16 protein-coding genes are annotated in these 17606 nt (G+C 40.2%); 11 read left to right on the top strand and 5 right to left on the bottom strand.

All coding sequences use genetic code 11. The features are described from left to right. Positions 1-46 precede the first annotated feature (46 nt). Positions 47-1108, top strand: a complete 1062-nt coding sequence (locus GBI66_RS09330; protein WP_151715892.1) for a DUF6670 family protein — start codon at positions 47-49, stop codon at positions 1106-1108. 110 nt (positions 1109-1218) lie between these two features. Here GBI66_RS09330 and GBI66_RS09325 read toward each other — a convergent pair whose 3' ends face one another. Next, positions 1219-1668 (bottom strand): SRPBCC family protein, encoded by a 450-nt coding sequence (locus tag GBI66_RS09325; RefSeq protein WP_151715891.1) that lies wholly within the window; start codon positions 1666-1668, stop codon positions 1219-1221. Positions 1669-2023: 355 nt separating this feature from the next. Here GBI66_RS09325 and GBI66_RS09320 point away from each other — a divergent pair, with 355 nt between their 5' ends. The 6 genes from GBI66_RS09320 to blp2 all read left to right on the top strand — a co-directional run bounded on the left by GBI66_RS09320 (position 2024) and on the right by blp2 (position 10356). Next, on the top strand, positions 2024-3055 hold the full coding sequence (locus tag GBI66_RS09320) for a substrate-binding domain-containing protein (protein ID WP_004652127.1): 1032 nt from the start codon (positions 2024-2026) through the stop codon (positions 3053-3055). A gap of 99 nt (positions 3056-3154) precedes the next feature. Continuing rightward, on the top strand, positions 3155-4534 hold the full coding sequence (gene pstC / locus GBI66_RS09315; protein ID WP_005184021.1) for a phosphate ABC transporter permease subunit PstC: 1380 nt from the start codon (positions 3155-3157) through the stop codon (positions 4532-4534). Beyond that, complete coding sequence (gene pstA / locus GBI66_RS09310; RefSeq protein ID WP_151715890.1) at positions 4531-5925, top strand: phosphate ABC transporter permease PstA; 1395 nt, start codon at positions 4531-4533, stop codon at positions 5923-5925. The genes pstC and pstA overlap by 4 nt, the downstream gene beginning before the upstream one ends. 14 nt (positions 5926-5939) lie before the next feature. Next, a complete protein-coding gene (gene pstB / locus GBI66_RS09305) occupies positions 5940-6854 on the top strand; it encodes a phosphate ABC transporter ATP-binding protein PstB (RefSeq protein ID WP_004652130.1) in 915 nt (304 codons plus the stop codon). Positions 6855-7000: 146 nt separating this feature from the next. Beyond that, complete coding sequence (gene sohB, locus GBI66_RS09300; protein WP_151715889.1) at positions 7001-7963, top strand: protease SohB; 963 nt, start codon at positions 7001-7003, stop codon at positions 7961-7963. Positions 7964-8214: 251 nt separating this feature from the next. Continuing rightward, positions 8215-10356 (top strand): Ig-like repeat protein Blp2, encoded by a 2142-nt coding sequence (gene blp2, locus GBI66_RS09295; RefSeq protein ID WP_151715888.1) that lies wholly within the window; start codon positions 8215-8217, stop codon positions 10354-10356. Positions 10357-10380: 24 nt separating this feature from the next. Here the strand turns inward: blp2 and GBI66_RS09290 are convergent, their stop codons facing one another. After that, on the bottom strand, positions 10381-11019 hold the full coding sequence (locus GBI66_RS09290; protein WP_151715887.1) for a DUF2238 domain-containing protein: 639 nt from the start codon (positions 11017-11019) through the stop codon (positions 10381-10383). A gap of 38 nt (positions 11020-11057) precedes the next feature. Next, positions 11058-11408 carry a hypothetical protein gene (locus GBI66_RS09285; protein WP_151715886.1) on the bottom strand — a complete coding sequence of 117 codons (351 nt, stop codon included), beginning with the start codon at positions 11406-11408 and terminating at the stop codon, positions 11058-11060. A 332-nt stretch (positions 11409-11740) separates the two neighbouring features. Here GBI66_RS09285 and GBI66_RS09280 point away from each other — a divergent pair, with 332 nt between their 5' ends. After that, positions 11741-12148, top strand: coding sequence for a hypothetical protein (locus tag GBI66_RS09280; RefSeq protein WP_005184001.1), 408 nt, complete (start codon positions 11741-11743; stop codon positions 12146-12148). Here the strand turns inward: GBI66_RS09280 and rsmD are convergent. Together rsmD and mrdA are read right to left on the bottom strand one after the other, a co-directional pair. After that, the gene (gene rsmD / locus GBI66_RS09275; RefSeq protein ID WP_151715885.1) at positions 12145-12693 is read right to left on the bottom strand and encodes a 16S rRNA (guanine(966)-N(2))-methyltransferase RsmD; all 549 of its coding nucleotides are present in this window, start codon (positions 12691-12693) and stop codon (positions 12145-12147) included. The genes GBI66_RS09280 and rsmD overlap by 4 nt on opposite strands. Further along, positions 12693-14723 carry a penicillin-binding protein 2 gene (mrdA, locus tag GBI66_RS09270; RefSeq protein ID WP_151715884.1) on the bottom strand — a complete coding sequence of 677 codons (2031 nt, stop codon included), beginning with the start codon at positions 14721-14723 and terminating at the stop codon, positions 12693-12695. The genes rsmD and mrdA overlap by 1 nt, the downstream gene beginning before the upstream one ends. A 239-nt stretch (positions 14724-14962) precedes the next feature. Between mrdA and GBI66_RS09265 the strand changes: the two genes are divergently transcribed. The 3 genes from GBI66_RS09265 (at position 14963) to adk (ending at position 17594) form a co-directional block, all read left to right on the top strand. Beyond that, entirely contained in the window at positions 14963-15481 is a 519-nt protein-coding gene (locus GBI66_RS09265) for a hypothetical protein (RefSeq protein ID WP_151715883.1), read from the top strand. Positions 15482-15543: 62 nt separating this feature from the next. Beyond that, complete coding sequence (locus GBI66_RS09260) at positions 15544-16857, top strand: membrane protein (protein WP_004652140.1); 1314 nt, start codon at positions 15544-15546, stop codon at positions 16855-16857. 83 nt (positions 16858-16940) lie between these two features. Then, positions 16941-17594 (top strand): adenylate kinase, encoded by a 654-nt coding sequence (adk, locus tag GBI66_RS09255; protein ID WP_004801251.1) that lies wholly within the window; start codon positions 16941-16943, stop codon positions 17592-17594. Positions 17595-17606: the final 12 nt, after the last annotated feature.

Raw genomic sequence — 17606 nt, 5'->3', positions numbered from 1 at the left:
TGATTTCTAAGTCATTAGACATCACTAGAAAACGAGAAAAATAAAGATGAGCAATCAGTGGCCAGCATTAACAAGTTTTATCAAGCAACTCCATCATGCGTTAGATAAGCCAACAGTGCAAGCTGATTGGTCTTTCCCACCAGAATATGCACTTAAACCTGAACATCGAATGCAGCAACGGGGATGGAGCCGTTATGGCGTTATCATTCCCGACCTACCATATCCACATCATTTTTTTACGTTTTTGTCGATTATGAGTTCAACAGCTGCTGTCGCAACGGAAGCTGATCCACTGTTACAGACTCGCTTTGGACAGAATGCCATGATTGTGACGGGAACTGCCGCGAAAATGGCAAAACATTTTCAGAGTTATTCGGTTCCTAAAAGTCCTCAGTCTTTTGATCATCCTGCATTTTTAAAATTTGGAAAGGAGATCACCATTGAGGGGAAGTATCCAGATTATCATGTTGCAATTCAGCATAATGAATTTGAACTTGATATTGGTTTTAAAAATACCAATCAGGTTTCTTGGTTTATACAAATGCCAATGTATGACCATTTCAGCTTATTGTCTTATTATGAAGGATTTTTTAATTATCAAGGTGTTGAGAAAAAGATCTCTGGATTATGTACCTTTGAATATGCTTTTTGCATGAGTCCAATTACACCACAAGATCAATTTGGGGCTGCGAATGAAAAGATTCCTTTAGATTTCAGTACCTATCATATTATTTCATTGGATGAGCAGACTCAGCTTTTACTGAATGAAACACATTTAAAAGGTGAAAAAGTTGTGAGTAGGGCCTTTCTCCGAAATCTAAATGGAGAGAGTCAGAACTTGGAGGCTGAATTTGAAGTCTTGAGTTATCAATCGCGTTTGGCTGTTGCGATAGACGGACGCAATATTAAGTTGCCTTACTTATTCCGTTGGCTCATCAAAAATCAACAGGATAATGATGAAATTACCATATATGGCGAAGTGGATACGACAATGCTATATGGGGTCGGCAATGGTTATGTTGGAGGATATCATTTTCAGGGAATTTATTTAGAGGCTGTAATAGAGGGGCGGGCCTATATGGAATATGTTGATCGAAGAGCGGGGTAATCATTTACTGACGACACGGAGCCAAATGAATTAAATAAATCAAATTGCTTCCCAGCTATCACACAAAGCATCGTCATCCATGTTCTTTATTGCTCAGGTTGATTCAATATTTAGAAGGGCGGAAATTTGTCTTGTACCAGATTAAGTTCTAGATCATGTTCTAAATAGGCTTTAAGGCTATCTAGAACGGTTGTAAAACCACCAGTACTATCAATAATAAAAGCAATCAGTTCATCGCCTTGTAAAGGGATATTGTAGTTTTGAATCCTGATATAGGTTTGGTTGTCACTTAAAGCTTCAAAGATAAAGTCAACGCTACTGTTCGGCTCACCCCATTGGATTTGAATCAATTCATTGGCAATGATTTTTGTCACATTCACTTTTGTCGAAACTTGATATTTTTCCCATGTCCATTCAACGGTTTTACCTTGTTCAAGCTTTGCTGTTGCTGAACTAAACCAAAACTTTGAGGTGATTTCAGGATCTATAAATGCTTCGAACACCTGTTGAATAGGTTTACGGATCATCATTTGTGTTTCAATTGTGACAGGATTTAGCATGCAATCTATGCTTTTTGATAGGGAATTGTCATAAAACATATATAAACTGTGGGATACGACCAAGATGCTTTTTGTTAAGCAAATATTCTTCCTATCATTAAAACTTTATGAAATTCAGTATGTAGTTGTTGGTTCTTCTCCTGTATACCTAAAGTTTTTTGTAAAAATACAGAGAAAAATACGGCTTTATGACCAAGAATTTTCAAAAAATTAATCTTGAGAAATGACCATCACAAAAGCGTCATAAAGTTGTCACTTAATTGTCATATTATCTGCTCAAAATGCAGTTAACCAAAGTACAACACTTAAACAGAAAAGAGTTGTAAATCAAATTGCATAAATGAGAGAAAACAGAATGCGCTTAAATCCACGTCACATCGCAATTGCATTAGCTGTATCTGGGGCAACTGTAGCAACGACTGCAAATGCAGCTCGTGATACGATTCAAATTGCTGGTTCATCTACTGTATTACCGTTTGCAAGTATTGTTGCTGAAGAGTTTGGCAATACATTCCCACAGTTCAAAGCACCAGTTGTTGGTTCAGGTGGTACGGGCGGTGGTTTGAAACAATTCTGTCAAGGTGTGGGCGATAACACCATCGATATCGCAAATGCTTCACGTCAAATTAAAGACACTGAACTTGATGCATGTAAGAAATCTGGTGTAAACCAAGTACAAGAAATCAAAGTAGGTTATGACGGTATCGTATTTGCATCAAATGTAAAAAAAGCAGCGTATAAATTAAAGCCAGTTCATGTCTTTACTGCTTTATCTGCACAACTTCCTTCAAATGGTAAATTAGTTCCAAACCCATATACAACTTGGAACCAAATTGATAAATCATTACCAAATGAGCCGATTACTTTAGTTATTCCTGCATCTAACCACGGTACACGTGAAGTTTTCCAAGAGAAAATGGTTGATGCAGGTTGTGAAGCATTTGATTACTACAAAGCTTTAAGCAAAGATGATCAAAAGAAAGCATGTTCAACCTTCCGTAAAGATGGCCGTGTGATTGAAATTGCGGGTGACTACACAGAAACTTTAGCTCGCTTGAAGACATCTCCAAACGCAGTAGGTGTATTCGGTTTAGGTTTCTATGATTCAAACCGTGATAAATTACGTGTAGCGACTGTAAATGGCGTGACTCCATCTGAGAAAACGGTATTAGATGGTAGCTACCTTGTTTCACGTCCATTGTTCTTCTACGTGAAAGGCGAGCACTTGAAATCAATCAAAGGCTTACCACAATACACAGAATTCTTCTTAAACAAGAAAATTTCTGGTAAAGGTTCTAAATTAGAAAAAGCTGGTTTGATTCCTTTAAGCGACAAAGAGCGCGCAAAAATCCTAGCTGATTTCAAAGCTGGTAAATCAGTTAAGTAATATTGTTAAAAGGGAGGCTGGTGAGACGTTGGATCATCAGCCTTTTTGTCTAGCTAAGTTTTTTCAAATCATGAAAATTGAGAAAACAGTGGAGATTACATGAATCTGCTACTTATCGGTGTGTTATTAGCCCTTGTGGCAATTGCATATCAAATCGGGCTGAGTAAAAGCCGTAACCTAGCAGGTAAGGGAAATAACTCAGCAACACTACATTCTCGTCCAGGATATTATGGGGCGTTGGTTGCTTTGTGGTGTGGTATTCCTGCTTTTTTAATTTTGATTATTTGGAACTTGGTTGAACCAAGTATTTTACAGCACATTATTTTCAATAATATTCCTGCATCTGTGAGTTCGACCTTAGATGCGGCAGGCCGTGATGTTTTAACCAGTCGAGTGCAAGCAATTGCGTCTGGTTTCGGGGTAACAGATCAGCCAGCAGCATATGAAGTTGCAGCAGCACAACAACTTGCTAAATTCCAAACCATTGGCTCCTTTGCAAAACTTGCAGTGGTGATTAGTGCTGGATTGGCTGGTTTAGTGTGGGCAAAGCGTCATGTGAGCCAACAATTCCGTGCGCGTAACCAAGTCGAAAAAACCATTAATGTTGCTTTAATTCTGTGTTCAGGTGTCGCAATCCTGACAACAATCGGTATCGTTTTATCGATGTTGAAAGAGGCGTTACACTTTTTTCATTTTGTTAGCCCAGTTGATTTTTTCTTTGGTACTGAATGGAACCCAGGCTTTAGCACTTCAGGGAATGCAGAAGGTAGCTACGGTATCTTACCGCTGATTTGGGGGACCTTAATGGTCAGTGGTATCGCATTATTGGTTGCGGTACCGATTGGCTTGTTGGTTGCGATTTATTTGGCTGAATATGCATCGCCAAGCTTGCGTTCTTGGGCAAAACCTGCGATTGAGGTTTTGGCGGGGATTCCAACCATCGTTTATGGCGTATTCGCTTTAATGGTCATTGGCCCATTCTTCAAAATGGTGGGTGAGAGTGTTGGTATCAATATTAATGCGACCAGCGCACTAACAGCAGGTTTTGTAATGGGCATTATGATTATCCCATTCGTCTCCTCATTATCCGATGACATCATTACTCAGGTACCTCGCGCATTACGTGATGGTTCTTTGGGTTTAGGTGCAACGAAATCAGAAACGATTCGTCAAGTCGTTCTACCAGCTGCCTTACCAGGGATTACAGGTGCGTTCTTGCTTGCCGTATCGCGTGCGGTGGGTGAGACCATGATTGTGGTGCTTGCAGCAGGGAATAGTCCATTGTTACATGCAAATCCATTTGAAGCAGTTTCAACAGTAACCGTCACGATTGTGAAGCAATTAACGGGGGATACTGACTTTGCGAGCCCGCAAGCACTGGTAGCATTTGCCCTTGGTTTAACGCTGTTTGTGATCACTTTGGGTCTAAACATTATTGCACTGTACATCGTGCGTAAATATCGTGAGCAATACGAATGAGTTCATCAAATACATCTCCTCTGGATCCGAACCTATTGGATCCTCAAGTAGCTGCTGAACAACGTGAGCAGCGTAAAAGAAAGATCCAAAGTTCTTTGGCTAAGCGTCATCGTAAGGAAAAAACGTTTCGCTTTGCAGGTATCTCGGCTGTTGTTATCGCTTTGGCATTTGTTGCTTTATTGTTTGGTAGCATCTTGGCGAAAGGTCTGCCTTCATTTTGGCAAAGCAGCATGACTGTTCCTGTTTATTTTGATCCAGCAATTATCAATGTTGGCGCGAAACCAAAACAAACAGCAGGTGAAACACCAGCTCACTTTGAAGAGCGCATGGTGGCTTGGCAAACTGAAATGGGTATGGTGGACTGGGATGCTTTGATCGTAAATGGCATTGTTGCTAAAAACAAAGCATTAGAGCCTCAACGTGATTATCTCAGCAGCTTATATACCAGTTCTGAAGCATACCGTTTGCGTGATATGGTACTTAAAAATCCTGCGCTGATTGGAAGTAAAGAAGAGATCAAATTCTTAGCAGATGCCAATGTTGATGTGTGGTTAGCGGGTAATATTGACCGTAGCTTACCTGATGATCAGCAACAGCTTGAGCCAGAAGTACGCCAGTTGGCAGATCAGTTAAAAGCGGAAGGAATTATTAAAAATACCTTCAATACTAACTTGTTCTTTAGTCCAGATTCTCGTAGTTCACCTGCAACTAGTGGTTTAGCCGGCGCATTCATGGGTTCATTATTCATGATGATGATCGTGATTGTGATCTCGATTCCAATTGGTGTTGCGAGTGCAATTTATCTTGAAGAGTTTGCACCAAAGAACATGATGACGGACATTATTGAAGTCAACATTAACAACTTGGCTGCGGTTCCTTCGATTGTGTTTGGTTTACTAGGTGCAGCTATCTTTATTGGCTGGATGCAATTGCCATTATCAGCACCATTGGTCGGTGGTTTGGTTCTGAGCCTAATGACTTTGCCAACCGTGATTATTACGACACGCGCATCATTAAAAGCAGTGCCTCCTTCGATTCGTCAAGCTGCCTTGGGTCTAGGTGCATCGAAAGTACAAACCATTTTCCATCACGTATTGCCACTGGCATTACCAGGGATTATGACAGGTGCGATCATTGGGGTTGCACATGCACTGGGTGAAACTGCACCGTTGCTTTTAATCGGAATGAGTGCTTTCGTTGCAAGCGTGCCGACAACACCACTCGATCAAGCGACAGCATTGCCAGTACAAGTTTATTTATGGCAAGGTAATGAATTACGTAACTTCTTTGAAGGACGTACTGCAGCAGCGATTATTGTTTTACTGGCATTAATGATTGGTTTGAACAGCCTTGCCATTTGGCTCCGTAAGAAATTTGAAGTGCGTTGGTAATTGAGGAGAGTACAATGAATACGATTGATATTATGAACGCCGTAGAAAAGGATAAATCAGTGAATCCACAGCAAAAAGAATTTACGTCATCTGAAGCGCAAGTTCAGCAATCAAATACTGCATTTGTCTCTCAGTTTGAAACGGCTTCTTCAAATAAAAAGCCAAAAACGAGCGAAGTGAAAATCAGTACTAAAGATGTTCATGTTTACTATGGTGAAACTGAAGCAATCAAAGGGATTGATCTTGATGTTTACCAGAATGAAGTGATTGCATTCATTGGTCCATCAGGTTGTGGTAAGTCGACATTCTTACGTACTTTAAACCGTATGAATGACACCATTGATAGCTGCCGTGTGACGGGTAAAGTAACCTTAGATAACCAAGATATCTACGATCCAAACCTTGATGTGGTGTTATTACGTGCACAAGTCGGTATGGTATTCCAAAAGCCAAACCCATTTCCAAAATCAATTTTTGACAATGTTGCTTATGGCCCTAAATTACATGGTCTGGCGCGTGATAAGTATGATTTAGAAGAAATTGTTGAAAATAGTTTGCGTAAAGCGGGTTTATGGGACGAAGTGAAAGATCGTTTGAGCCAACCAGGTACAGGCCTCTCAGGTGGTCAGCAACAGCGTTTATGTATTGCACGTACCATTGCTGTGAGTCCAGAAGTGATCTTGATGGATGAGCCATGTTCAGCCCTCGATCCAATTGCGACCGCAAAAATTGAAGAATTGATTTCAGAATTGTCAGAACAATTCACTATTGCAATCGTCACTCACTCTATGCAACAAGCGGCACGTGTCTCTGACCGTACAGCTTATTTCCATTTGGGTGACTTGATTGAAGTGAACTCGACTGAAAAAGTGTTTACTCAGCCTGATCATCAATTGACTGAAGCTTATATTACAGGGCGTTTTGGTTAATTTTTTACGATTATATAAAAAGGGTCCTCGGACTCTTTTTTTATATATAAATGAAAATGAATCTATTTTGCAAAATCGCTATTGAATTTTTATTGAGCAGACCACATCTTAGAACAATAACGCCGAACTTATAGAGCACATACTTCATGTTATTCCATTTACCTAAGTTTCCTGCTGAAATTCGTATTAGTCATCTCAATGCGCGTGTGAATGAACAAAGAAAAAGAATTGCGCAAACTACAGCATCTCGTTTGGAGTTATTGCAACTTGTTCAACAGCTTGCCAAAGAAGCCAAGATCCGTAAAAAAAATGATCAAAAAATCTATGTTCTCGACTTTAAAGGGGATGTTCAAGCTTCTGCAGTAGATACCATTCGTGAAGAAATTACCTTGATTTTAGCGACTGCCAAAGCAGGGCATGACCGTGTTGTTGTTCGCTTGGAAAGTCCTGGTGGAATGGTGCATGGCTATGGTCTTGCAGCGGCTCAATTGGTGCGTTTACGTGATGCAGGCTTTCACGTCACCATCTGTGTCGATAAAGTTGCAGCCAGTGGTGGTTATATGATGGCATGTATTGCCAGCGAAATTATTTCTGCGCCATTTGCTGTTGTTGGTTCGATTGGTGTGGTTGCACAAGTGCCAAACTTCAATCGTTTATTAAAACAACATAATGTTGATTTTGAATTATATACCGCAGGTGAATACAAGCGTACCGTGACCATGTTTGGTGAAAATACACCAGAAGGTAAGGCCAAGTTTGAAGAAGAATTACAGCAAACCCATTCTTTATTTAAACATTTTGTTGAGAAATATCGCCCTCAACTGGATATTACAAAAGTGGCAACAGGCGAGCACTGGTATGGTGAAGATGCGCGTGAGCTGAACTTGGTTGATAAGCTACAGACCTCGGATGAGTATTTATTAAGTCTATTACCAAAGCATGATATTTATGTGATTAATACCCGTAAACGTCCAACTTTTGGTGAGAAATTAGGTTTGCAAGCTGCACAAATGGCAGAGAGTTTAATTCCAACTGTGCTCAGTAAAATTACCGATAGTCTTGCAAAAGCGAATAGCACATTAGTACAAATGCGTGATCCTAAATTTTAAGCATTTGCATTCAATTGCTCTGTAAAAAGACCAGCCGATAGGGCTGGTTTTTTCTCACTTATATTTATGATTTTAATCATAGATCATATTGATATTTGAACATTTGGTTAATTAAACAAACATGACAAAACTTCTGATAGAAGAGATTGTAGTCATATCGATCATTTGATATTTTATTTGCAAGATGAATTACTTAATTATTCATTAATCGAAGAATTATTTAAAAATATAATTGATAAGTGAGCATAATAATGACAAGAGTCGTTGTTTTTTCAAAGAAAAACTCGAATATTCTACACGATGCGCAATTAAAAAGTGTGGTTTTGGACCAACCTTCAATCGTGCAAATTGGCGTAAATCAGGCGGATATTAAGTCAATTATCAAACAAGGAAATGATCTTGTCATTACATTAAAAAATGGTGAGAAAATTATTGTTAGTGATTTCTATACCGATGGAAATCTGACGGAAAATAGTTTAGCAATTTCTAAAACAGATGGTTCCTATGCAATCGCTGAATTTGATGATTCAGGAAAGTTTGTAGGTTATTCACCAGCGACATCACTGGCGCAATTTGCATATACCGAGCCAGTTACACAAGCAGCGCCTGTTCAAAGCAGTGAGAATGATTTAGGCATTAGTAAGTCACAATTATGGAAAGTCGGCTTAGCAGCTTTAGTCGCAGAAGGCGCGTATTTGTGGGCCGTCAAAGATGACGATAAAGATGACAAAAATAAGAGTGATAATCAGCCAATAGATATCACTCCACCCGCAATTAAAGCCACAATAGCAACGGATGATTCGCAAACAATCACTGTAAAAACAGAGGCGAATGTTAGAATTGAAATTAAAGATTCAACTGGGAAAATACTTGCTACGGGACAAGCGGATGCTCAAGGAAATTATACCTTTAAATTATCCCAGCCCTTGCCAGCAGGTGAAAAAGTTACAGTAACGGCAATTGATAGTGCTGGAAATGCTACTAAGAGTGAAGTGATTGGAAATAAAGATGTGACCCCACCTGATGCACCAATGGCACAATTGAATGCGGATGGTACGATTGTCTCTGGCAAGACTGAAGCGAATGCTAAGGTGTCAATTTACGACGCTGATAGGAACTTACTTGGCACGGTTACCGCAAATAAAGAAGGTCTATACTCAATTAAAGTTTCTCCACCCTTAACTAGTGACAAGGGCGGGACAGTGATTGCTGAAGATGCGGCAGGGAATAAATCCACTCCATCTAAAGTCATTGCTGGAAAAGATACTTTGCCACCTGACCAACCTTTGGTTGATGTAAATAAAGAGGGGACTTCCATTCAAGGGCGTGCTGAAGCCAACAGCAAAGTACAGATAAAAGATGCCGATGGAAAAGTGATTGGCAGCGGAACTGCGGATGCACAAGGCAAATTTCAAATTACGCTTTCAACCGCATTAGCTGCGGATAAAAAAGCATCGATTATTATTGAGGATGCAGCAGGCAACCAATCCAAACCACTTGAAATTACAGCTGGAAAAGACACCATTGCACCAGACAAAGCCTTAGTGCAAATTAACGCAGCTGGTGACTCTGTTACAGGGACTGCCGAAGCCAACAGTAAGGTGGAAATTAGAAGTGCTAATGGAAAGACTGTGTTGGGTACAGGCACTGCGGATGCTGAAGGAAAATTTACCATTACACTATCACCTGTTTTGACGGATAAAAATATCGGCAAAGTTTATGTAGTTGATGCGGCAGGTAATCGCTCCGAGGCAACGGATGTAATTGGTACCAAAGACACTATTGCCCCAAATAGTCCAGTTCTGCAAAAAGTCACAGATGATGTCGGTGCGGTAAAAGGAATTATTGCAGCGGGGAGTGATACGGATGACAGTAAACCAAAGTTAGAAGGTATGGGCGAAGCAAAAGCCGTACTTACGATTTATGATAATGGACAACCTATAGGAACTGTCACTGTAGGGGATAATGGAAACTGGAGTTTTGAAATTACCAAAGACTTAGCGTTGGGGCTACATAAAATTACGTTGACTCAGACTGATGCAGCTGGAAATATAAGCGAAGTGAGTAGCGCATTTAGCTTTAATGTAGTTGCACCTGCAGCGAAAGCCTCTTTGGCAGATACGATTGATTTGAATACGTTGCAAACCCATCCAGTTGAACCTGTATCTGAATCGACGGCTACGGAAAAGCCTGCTGTAAATGAATTGTTAACATCTTCTAATCAAGCTTCAAATCAGTTAGATAGCATTTTAGATCAATTGCTTGTTGGTCAAACACCAACCACAGTAGCGAGCAATTCAGAAAATTCGGATTCAGCTCATCTTGATTATGCACAAAGTATCAAAGCTGATCCATTAGATCAGCTTGCTGTGTTGCAACACTCTATTATTTAATAGACATTCTGAACAAAAAAACGCTTATTTTTGAATAAGCGTTCTTTCTTTAAGGAGTTGAATGATGCCGATCAGAAGTGCTCCCACTGTAGCGAGGAACATGTCTTTGTGAGCATCCCAAATATCACCTTGTTGACCATTATAGTTCTCTGCATCTTCAGGGGATAAGCCGATTGCAATCCACCACTCGATCAATTCATAGAACATACTCGATGCCATGATAAATTGAATCACAAGCAAAAATAAGGTAAATGGTTTGGCTGAGGGTAACCAGACTTGAAAACAACGATAAAAGAACGGATAAAGCAGTAAACCATAAGCAAAATGAACCAGCCGATCATACATATTGCGTGACCAGCCCATACTTTGATTGAGATCAAAATGAAACAGATTTTCAATCCATTCATTATATGGAACATATGAATAGAGATAATGTGCACCTAGAATATGAATTAGAAGAAAACCAATGTAGAGGCAAAAGCTATAAAAACTGACGCCGATCTTCTTCATGACGACAATCAAGGCAATCAGCATCAAGACAGTACCCGCTTGGTGCAATAAATAGGCTTCAAATTCAAGCGGCTGAATACTTGCTATCCCGACGATTAGTAGCAGAATAGCAAGTGCAATATAATGTTTTAAAGTCAGTTGTTTTTCGATCATGCTGTATCCTAAATACAGTCAGGCAAATGTTATTGATTTTACTCAGTGGTCTCTAAAGCGATTGTTTCTTTAGTTGCAGAGATACCACCAAGTGCCTGACAAGCTTGTTTATATAATTGATATTTTTGTTGTACAACTTCATCAAGTGGAATGTCAAAGAGATCTTCACCATTTTTATATTGCTCAATATAGTTTGCTGCTTTCTCTTTATTGGCCGCCAATGACTGTTGATAAAAATTTGACATAGAAGAGGTGGCTAACTCATTGGATTCGATATTATTACATTGAAAACTCTGTAGCACTTTTTCAGCGCGTTTTACTTCATTTGATTTTCCAAAGATGCAACCTGTTAAGCTCACGGTGGCAATGAGTAAGTACAAAAGCTTCATGATCGATAAAGTAGAATTTTAAAGGACGTATTATTGTATATATGATTCATTTTATAAATTAATTATTTATGTCTAACACGATAAAATTTAATCTTTTTTCAATGTGAAGATTTTATTGGACAAAAAATAAATCGCATGATTTTGCAAAATACGAAAACGAGGAAGAACGAAATTAGTGTTCGTATGTCTTTAATTAGTGATGCAAATCGTCATTGTATGGGAGGATGGGGACAAAGCATGTATGTTTAAGAGAAGATAAAAATATTCAATCGGTTGATATAAAATGATTTTTAGCGTTATGCTAAATAGGGGCATCATCAAAACATCTTGTTATGCATATTAAGCACGTTTTTTTATTCTGTTTCCTGATCAGCTTATCACTTGGATCTTATGCAGATGACTATGATTTTTTTGCAGAGCATGATCAAGAAGACACAGAACAAATGTTTGATTCGGCCTATCCACAGACCAAAACTGAATACTCAGTTCTGCATAATCTATTTTTTCAGAATGAGCGTTGGCGTGTATATAACTATACAGCGTATCAAACCAATCAATTTAACCATAAGATGCTGACAGGTGATACCACCAGCCTTTCACTCGATGATTTTTCGATTTCAGTGGGCTACGGCATGATGTATCAATTGAACCAGACCAATCGAATAGGTTATGAATATCTCTCCAGTTTTCCTTTTGATCGTGGGCAATTAATTCGATTTTTCTGGTTAAGAATCTTTTAACTGGTTTTTTGATATAACCCAGCTCGTACGATCCCTGCTTTGGTTTCTTTGATTTTCTGCCATGTGTTTGGCAATTTTAATTGAGATAAGTCTCGATCTGCTTCTACGTAGATAAAGGCCTTGTTGCTGATCATGGGATCAGCCAGTTCAGCTAGCTCTTGCCATAGATCAAGGCTATAGGGTGGATCTAGAAAGATCACATCAAAGGTTTCATTTAATTTTTTTAAGGTCTGTTGTGCTGTTGCGACATGTAATTGGCAATTTTCAGCTTTTAAAAATTGAATATTGTCTTTTAAAAAACGGGCTTGGGTTGGATCGGGTTCGATCATCACCACTTTGGCTGCACCACGGGACAATGCTTCAAAACCTAATGCACCTGAGCCTGTGCAGAGGTCTAAGACCTGTGCATTCTGGATATCCCACATCAACCAATTGAACAAGGTTTCACGGACACGGTCAGGAGTGGGACGTAAACCATCGATACTTGCAAAGGGCAGAGTACGACGCTTCCATTCACCACCAATAATACGTAATTGATTTTTCATTATTCAGTCACTCCATCCGCAGGTTGAGGTGCTGGAGCTGCAACAGGAGAAGAAGCGGCAGGTGTGGTTGCTACGGGGCTTGAAGCTGGTGCTGCATTTTGTGTTGCTGCCGAGTTTGCCATAGATAACTCACCTGGCTTGATTCCAGCAGTCATCAAACCGCCACTCACTTGATGGCTGGCTGGGCGAAGAGGATTCTTTTTACGGGTTACGAGCCAATAATCGAAGATTGGACGCGCAATTTGTGCAGCTGAACCACCATGCTTACCATTTTCCCAAACCACCGCAATCGCAATTTCTGGATTATCTGCAGGGGCAAAGCCTACAAATAGACCATGGTCCCATTGTCGAGATGAAAGTGCTGACTCGTTATAGCGTTTGCCTTGGGCAATACTTTTAACTTGCGCTGTACCTGTTTTACCTGCAATTGAATATTGTAAGCCACCCTTAATGCCACGTCCTGTACCTGATTGGATCACGTCTACCATTGCATCATGCATATTGGTCCAGTCTTGTTCTGTACCGTTAAACTGGATTTTACCGTCAGGTGCATTGTGTACAGCAAACTTTTTGGCACCTTTGGTTTCTCTTAATACATGCGGCGTAACATGTGAGCCTTTATTGGCAGTAATCGCAGTGGCCATAGCCAATTGTAATGGTGTTGCAGTAAAAGCACCTTGCCCAATACTGACCGAAATAGTTTCACCTTTTAGCCATTTCGACTTACGGGTACGCATTTTCCATTCTGGGCTTGGATACAGACCAGAACTTTCACTTGGTAAGTCGACCCCAGTTTTTTCACCAAAGCCAAATTGGCGCATCCAGTCGTTCATTTTTTCAATGCCCATACGATAGGACAGTACATAGAAATAAGTATCACAGGACACAATTTGTGCTTTATGCATATTGACTGAACCATGACCACTTTTCTTATGGTCACGGAAGCGGTGGCTATCACCAGGCAGTGAGAAATAACCAGGATCGGAGATCGCTGTACTCCAATCAACAAGGCCATAATGAATACCGCCTAAACCAAACATTGGTTTAATGGTAGAACCTGGTGGGTAAGCCCCTTGAACCGCGCGGTTATATAGCGGTTGATCGAGGTTATCACGCAGGCCACTATAGTCTTTGGAGCTAATCCCTGTAACGAAGAGGTTTGGATTAAAACTTGGGCTAGAGACCAGTGCGAGGATTTCTCCTGTACGTGGGTCCATCGCGACAATCGCACCACGACGATCTGCCAATTGTTTTGCAGCAATGGTTTGCAGACCATAATCAAGCGATAAATATAGATCATTCCCACGTGCTGGATTTTGGCGACCTAAATTACGCAATACATTACCGTGCGCATCGGCTTCGACAGATTCATAGCCAGGAATACCATGTAACAGGTCTTCATAGCTTTTTTCGACCCCAATTTTACCAATCAGGTTGGTTCCTGCGTATAAATCCTTATCAATAGACTTGAGTTCTTTATCATTGATACGCCCCACATAACCAATCACATGTGCAAACAATTCCCCATGCGGATAATAGCGGGTCATCTGGGTTTCAATTTTGACCCCAGGAAAGGCGTATTTCACTTCACTGAATTTGGCAATATCGGCTTCAGTCAAATTTAATTTGATCGCAAGGCGTTCGGTTTTACGTGCTGTTTTGACACGGCTTTTAAAACGATCAACATCATCCTGAGTCAATCCTAAGATTGGGATTAAACGTGTAATGGTGTCGTCAATATCGCTGACATCAGCACGGCTTAGGGTCGCCGTAAAAACAGGGTAGTTATCTGCCAACAATACGCCATTACGATCGTAGATATAGCCACGAGCGGGCGCTAAAGGTTGTAAACGAATTCGGTTCTTATCTGAGGCCGTTGTAAAATCATCGTAATGAACAATCTGTAAATATGCATAACGACAGATCAGTAACAGTAGAAAAATAGTCACAATCGAAATTGCAAAAAAGATTCGACCTCTATAAATGCGCTTTTCTTGTTGCATGTTTTTTAAAGGAAAGTGCTGTTTCATAGAGTGTCGACTTAATTACAAGATTGAGAGAATACGAAAGCTACGCATTTTAACGTAAGTTGCATGATCATACTGTAGAATTTTCAACAATTCATGCAAATGATAGCGCGACAGTTTTTGACTTTGCAGACATGAAAATTGTATGGTCTTGTATATTAGAAGCAAAATAATTCTGTTAAAGTCACAAACAGTTTGAAATAGGATTTTCCAATACACTCTTAGGGAAAATGGAGAAAATAATGAGAAAAATTTGCCTTTTATTATCGGTTTTAACACTTACAGGCTTAAGTCATGCGGATGAAAATCCATTTAAGCCAGAGCCTAAATTGAAAGACGCAAACGTTTCTACATGGAATGTAGGTGCTGGTTTTACCAAAAAATTATTACACGCCAACCTTGAATGGGTAAATCCGTATGGTATTGCCTATGCCAAAGCAGGGGCATTTCTAAATGATGACAATGAGGCTGGTGGACAAGTTGGCTTTCGTTATCCATATTATTTAACAGGTACAGATAAAAATGGTTATTACCTTGGTGTCTATGCGGGCCATCTAGACAGTAAGAACTATGGTGGTAAGCAAAAGGGCAATCTGGGGGTCGGTGCTGATATTGCTTATGTTTGGCTGAATAGCGAACGTATCAGTACTTTTAGTGTAGGCGCTGGGGTACGTGAAAAAATAGAAGATGGAAATGGTAATACTGTGAAAAAATCAGAGCCAGTTCTTCAGTTTTCTTATACCTTAAGTTTTGGTTTATAAGAGAGGAATCCAGATTCATCCTTTTATAGGCCACCCTGTATCAATAATTCTGAGAGTCATGCATGTTTGATTACGTCAATGAATTGTGGCAGATTTTCTTAAATCGACCTGACCATCTGGCAGTCTTGAGTATCATCCCTGTGACCGCCTTTGTAACATGGGCACACGTGTGGATGGCATTGAAAATGGTATTTTACCCAATCAACTTTTGGGGATTCCATTTAGGACCATTACCTGTCGGTTGGCAAGGAATTGTGCCACGTAAAGCTGGACGTATTTCAGGCATCATTACCGATAATACCTTATCTAAACTGGGTTCATTGCGTGAGTTTTTAGAAGCAATGGATCCTGAAGATATGGCGATGATCATTGGTGAACAAGTTGGTTTTGAACTTGAGCATCTGATTGATGAGGTGATGATTGACCGTAATGCAGTACTTTGGGAAAACTTACCTTATTCGATTAAGCGTCGTATCTACGCGCAAGCACATAAACAACTACCCAATACCTTAAGGGAACTTGTGACTGAGCTGACCATGAACGTCGAGTCACTGGTGGATATGCGTGAGATGGTGGTGAGCCAAATGGAAGGTGACCGCCGTTTAATGGTACGCATGTTCCTGAAAGTAGGTCAGAAAGAAATTAATTTTATTTGGCATATCAGCGCATTAATCGGGATGTTCTTTGGTATTTTCCAAATGATTGTTTGGTTTGTGGTGCCATGGCACTGGACGGTTCCGTTTTGGGCAGCGATCTGGGGCTTTTTAACCAACTGGATTGCGATCTGGATGGTATTTAATCCGATTGAACCACACTATATTCGTTATCCGCAGATTTTCCGTCTGACCAAAGACCGCAAATTCCCTTGGATTGTGCCTGTCTTGAAGATTGGTACTTATAACGTTCAAGGCGCATTTATGAAGCGTCAGGAAGAGGTTTCCGATGTATTTGCCAGTGTGGTGACTGAAGATTTAATTACCTTAAAGTCCATCATGACAGAAATGATGTATGGCAGTAAAAAAGACAAAACCCGTCGTATTGTCAAGCGGCACATCAATGAAATTATGGAAACCCCACTGGTCAGAACCTCTTTGCAGCTTTCATTAGGGCCAAGAGAATATGCTAGACTCAAGACTGACTTGATTGATCGCTCAATTGAAATTACCATGGGACCAGTATGTGACCCAGCTCTGAATGCAAGTCGCGCGCAGAAGATCTTTCAAATGTTTAGAGACCGCATCCGTGAACTAACACCGAAAGAGTTCCAGAACTTATTGCGTCCTGCGTTCCAAGAAGATGAGTGGATCTTAATTGTACTAGGTGGTGTGACTGGTTTCTTTGCCGGTTTAATTCACTTATTTGTTGCTTTCTTATAATTAATTTGATGTTGGTTGAGCGATAAGTCTGTATGATATTGCTCAATTTAAGATTTATTGTTTTTAAATGAGGATGTTCTTTTATGCGCATTATTTTACTCGGACCACCTGGGGCAGGCAAAGGTACTCAAGCTCAGTTGATCTGTAAGCGCTACAATATCCCACAAATTTCAACCGGTGATATGCTCCGTGCTGCAATTCGTGAAGGTACTGAACTTGGCTTAAAAGCGAAAAGCGTCATGGAATCAGGTGGTTTAGTATCTGATGAACTGATTATTGGCTTGGTTAAAGAACGTATTGCTCAGCCTGACTGTGAAAATGGTTGTATCTTTGACGGTTTCCCACGCACAATTCCACAAGCTGAAGCATTAGAAACAGCTGGAATTAGCATTGATCACGTGATTGAGATTGCTGTACCTGACGAAGAAATTGTACAACGTCTTTCTGGTCGTCGTCAGCACCCAGCTTCTGGTCGTGTTTATCACATCGTTTACAATCCACCAAAAGTGGAAGGTAAGGATGATGAAACAGGCGAAGACCTTGTTCAACGTCCAGATGACCAAGAAGAAACGATTCGTAAGCGTCTTGGATCTTACCACAGTGAAACTGAACAACTTGTTGGCTTCTATCAAGGCCGTGCTGCTTCTGGTGAAAATGCGCCTACTTATGACAAGCTAGATGGTTTACGTGCAATCGAAAACGTTCAAGCTGATTTATTTGCAATCTTAGATAAATAATTTAAGTTGCCG

Source organism: Acinetobacter sp. TUM15071, assembly GCF_008980925.1.
GTDB lineage: Bacteria > Pseudomonadota > Gammaproteobacteria > Pseudomonadales > Moraxellaceae > Acinetobacter > Acinetobacter dispersus.
Note: the sequence above shows the minus strand (reverse complement) of the source record. Positions and strands in the feature narration are given on the sequence as shown.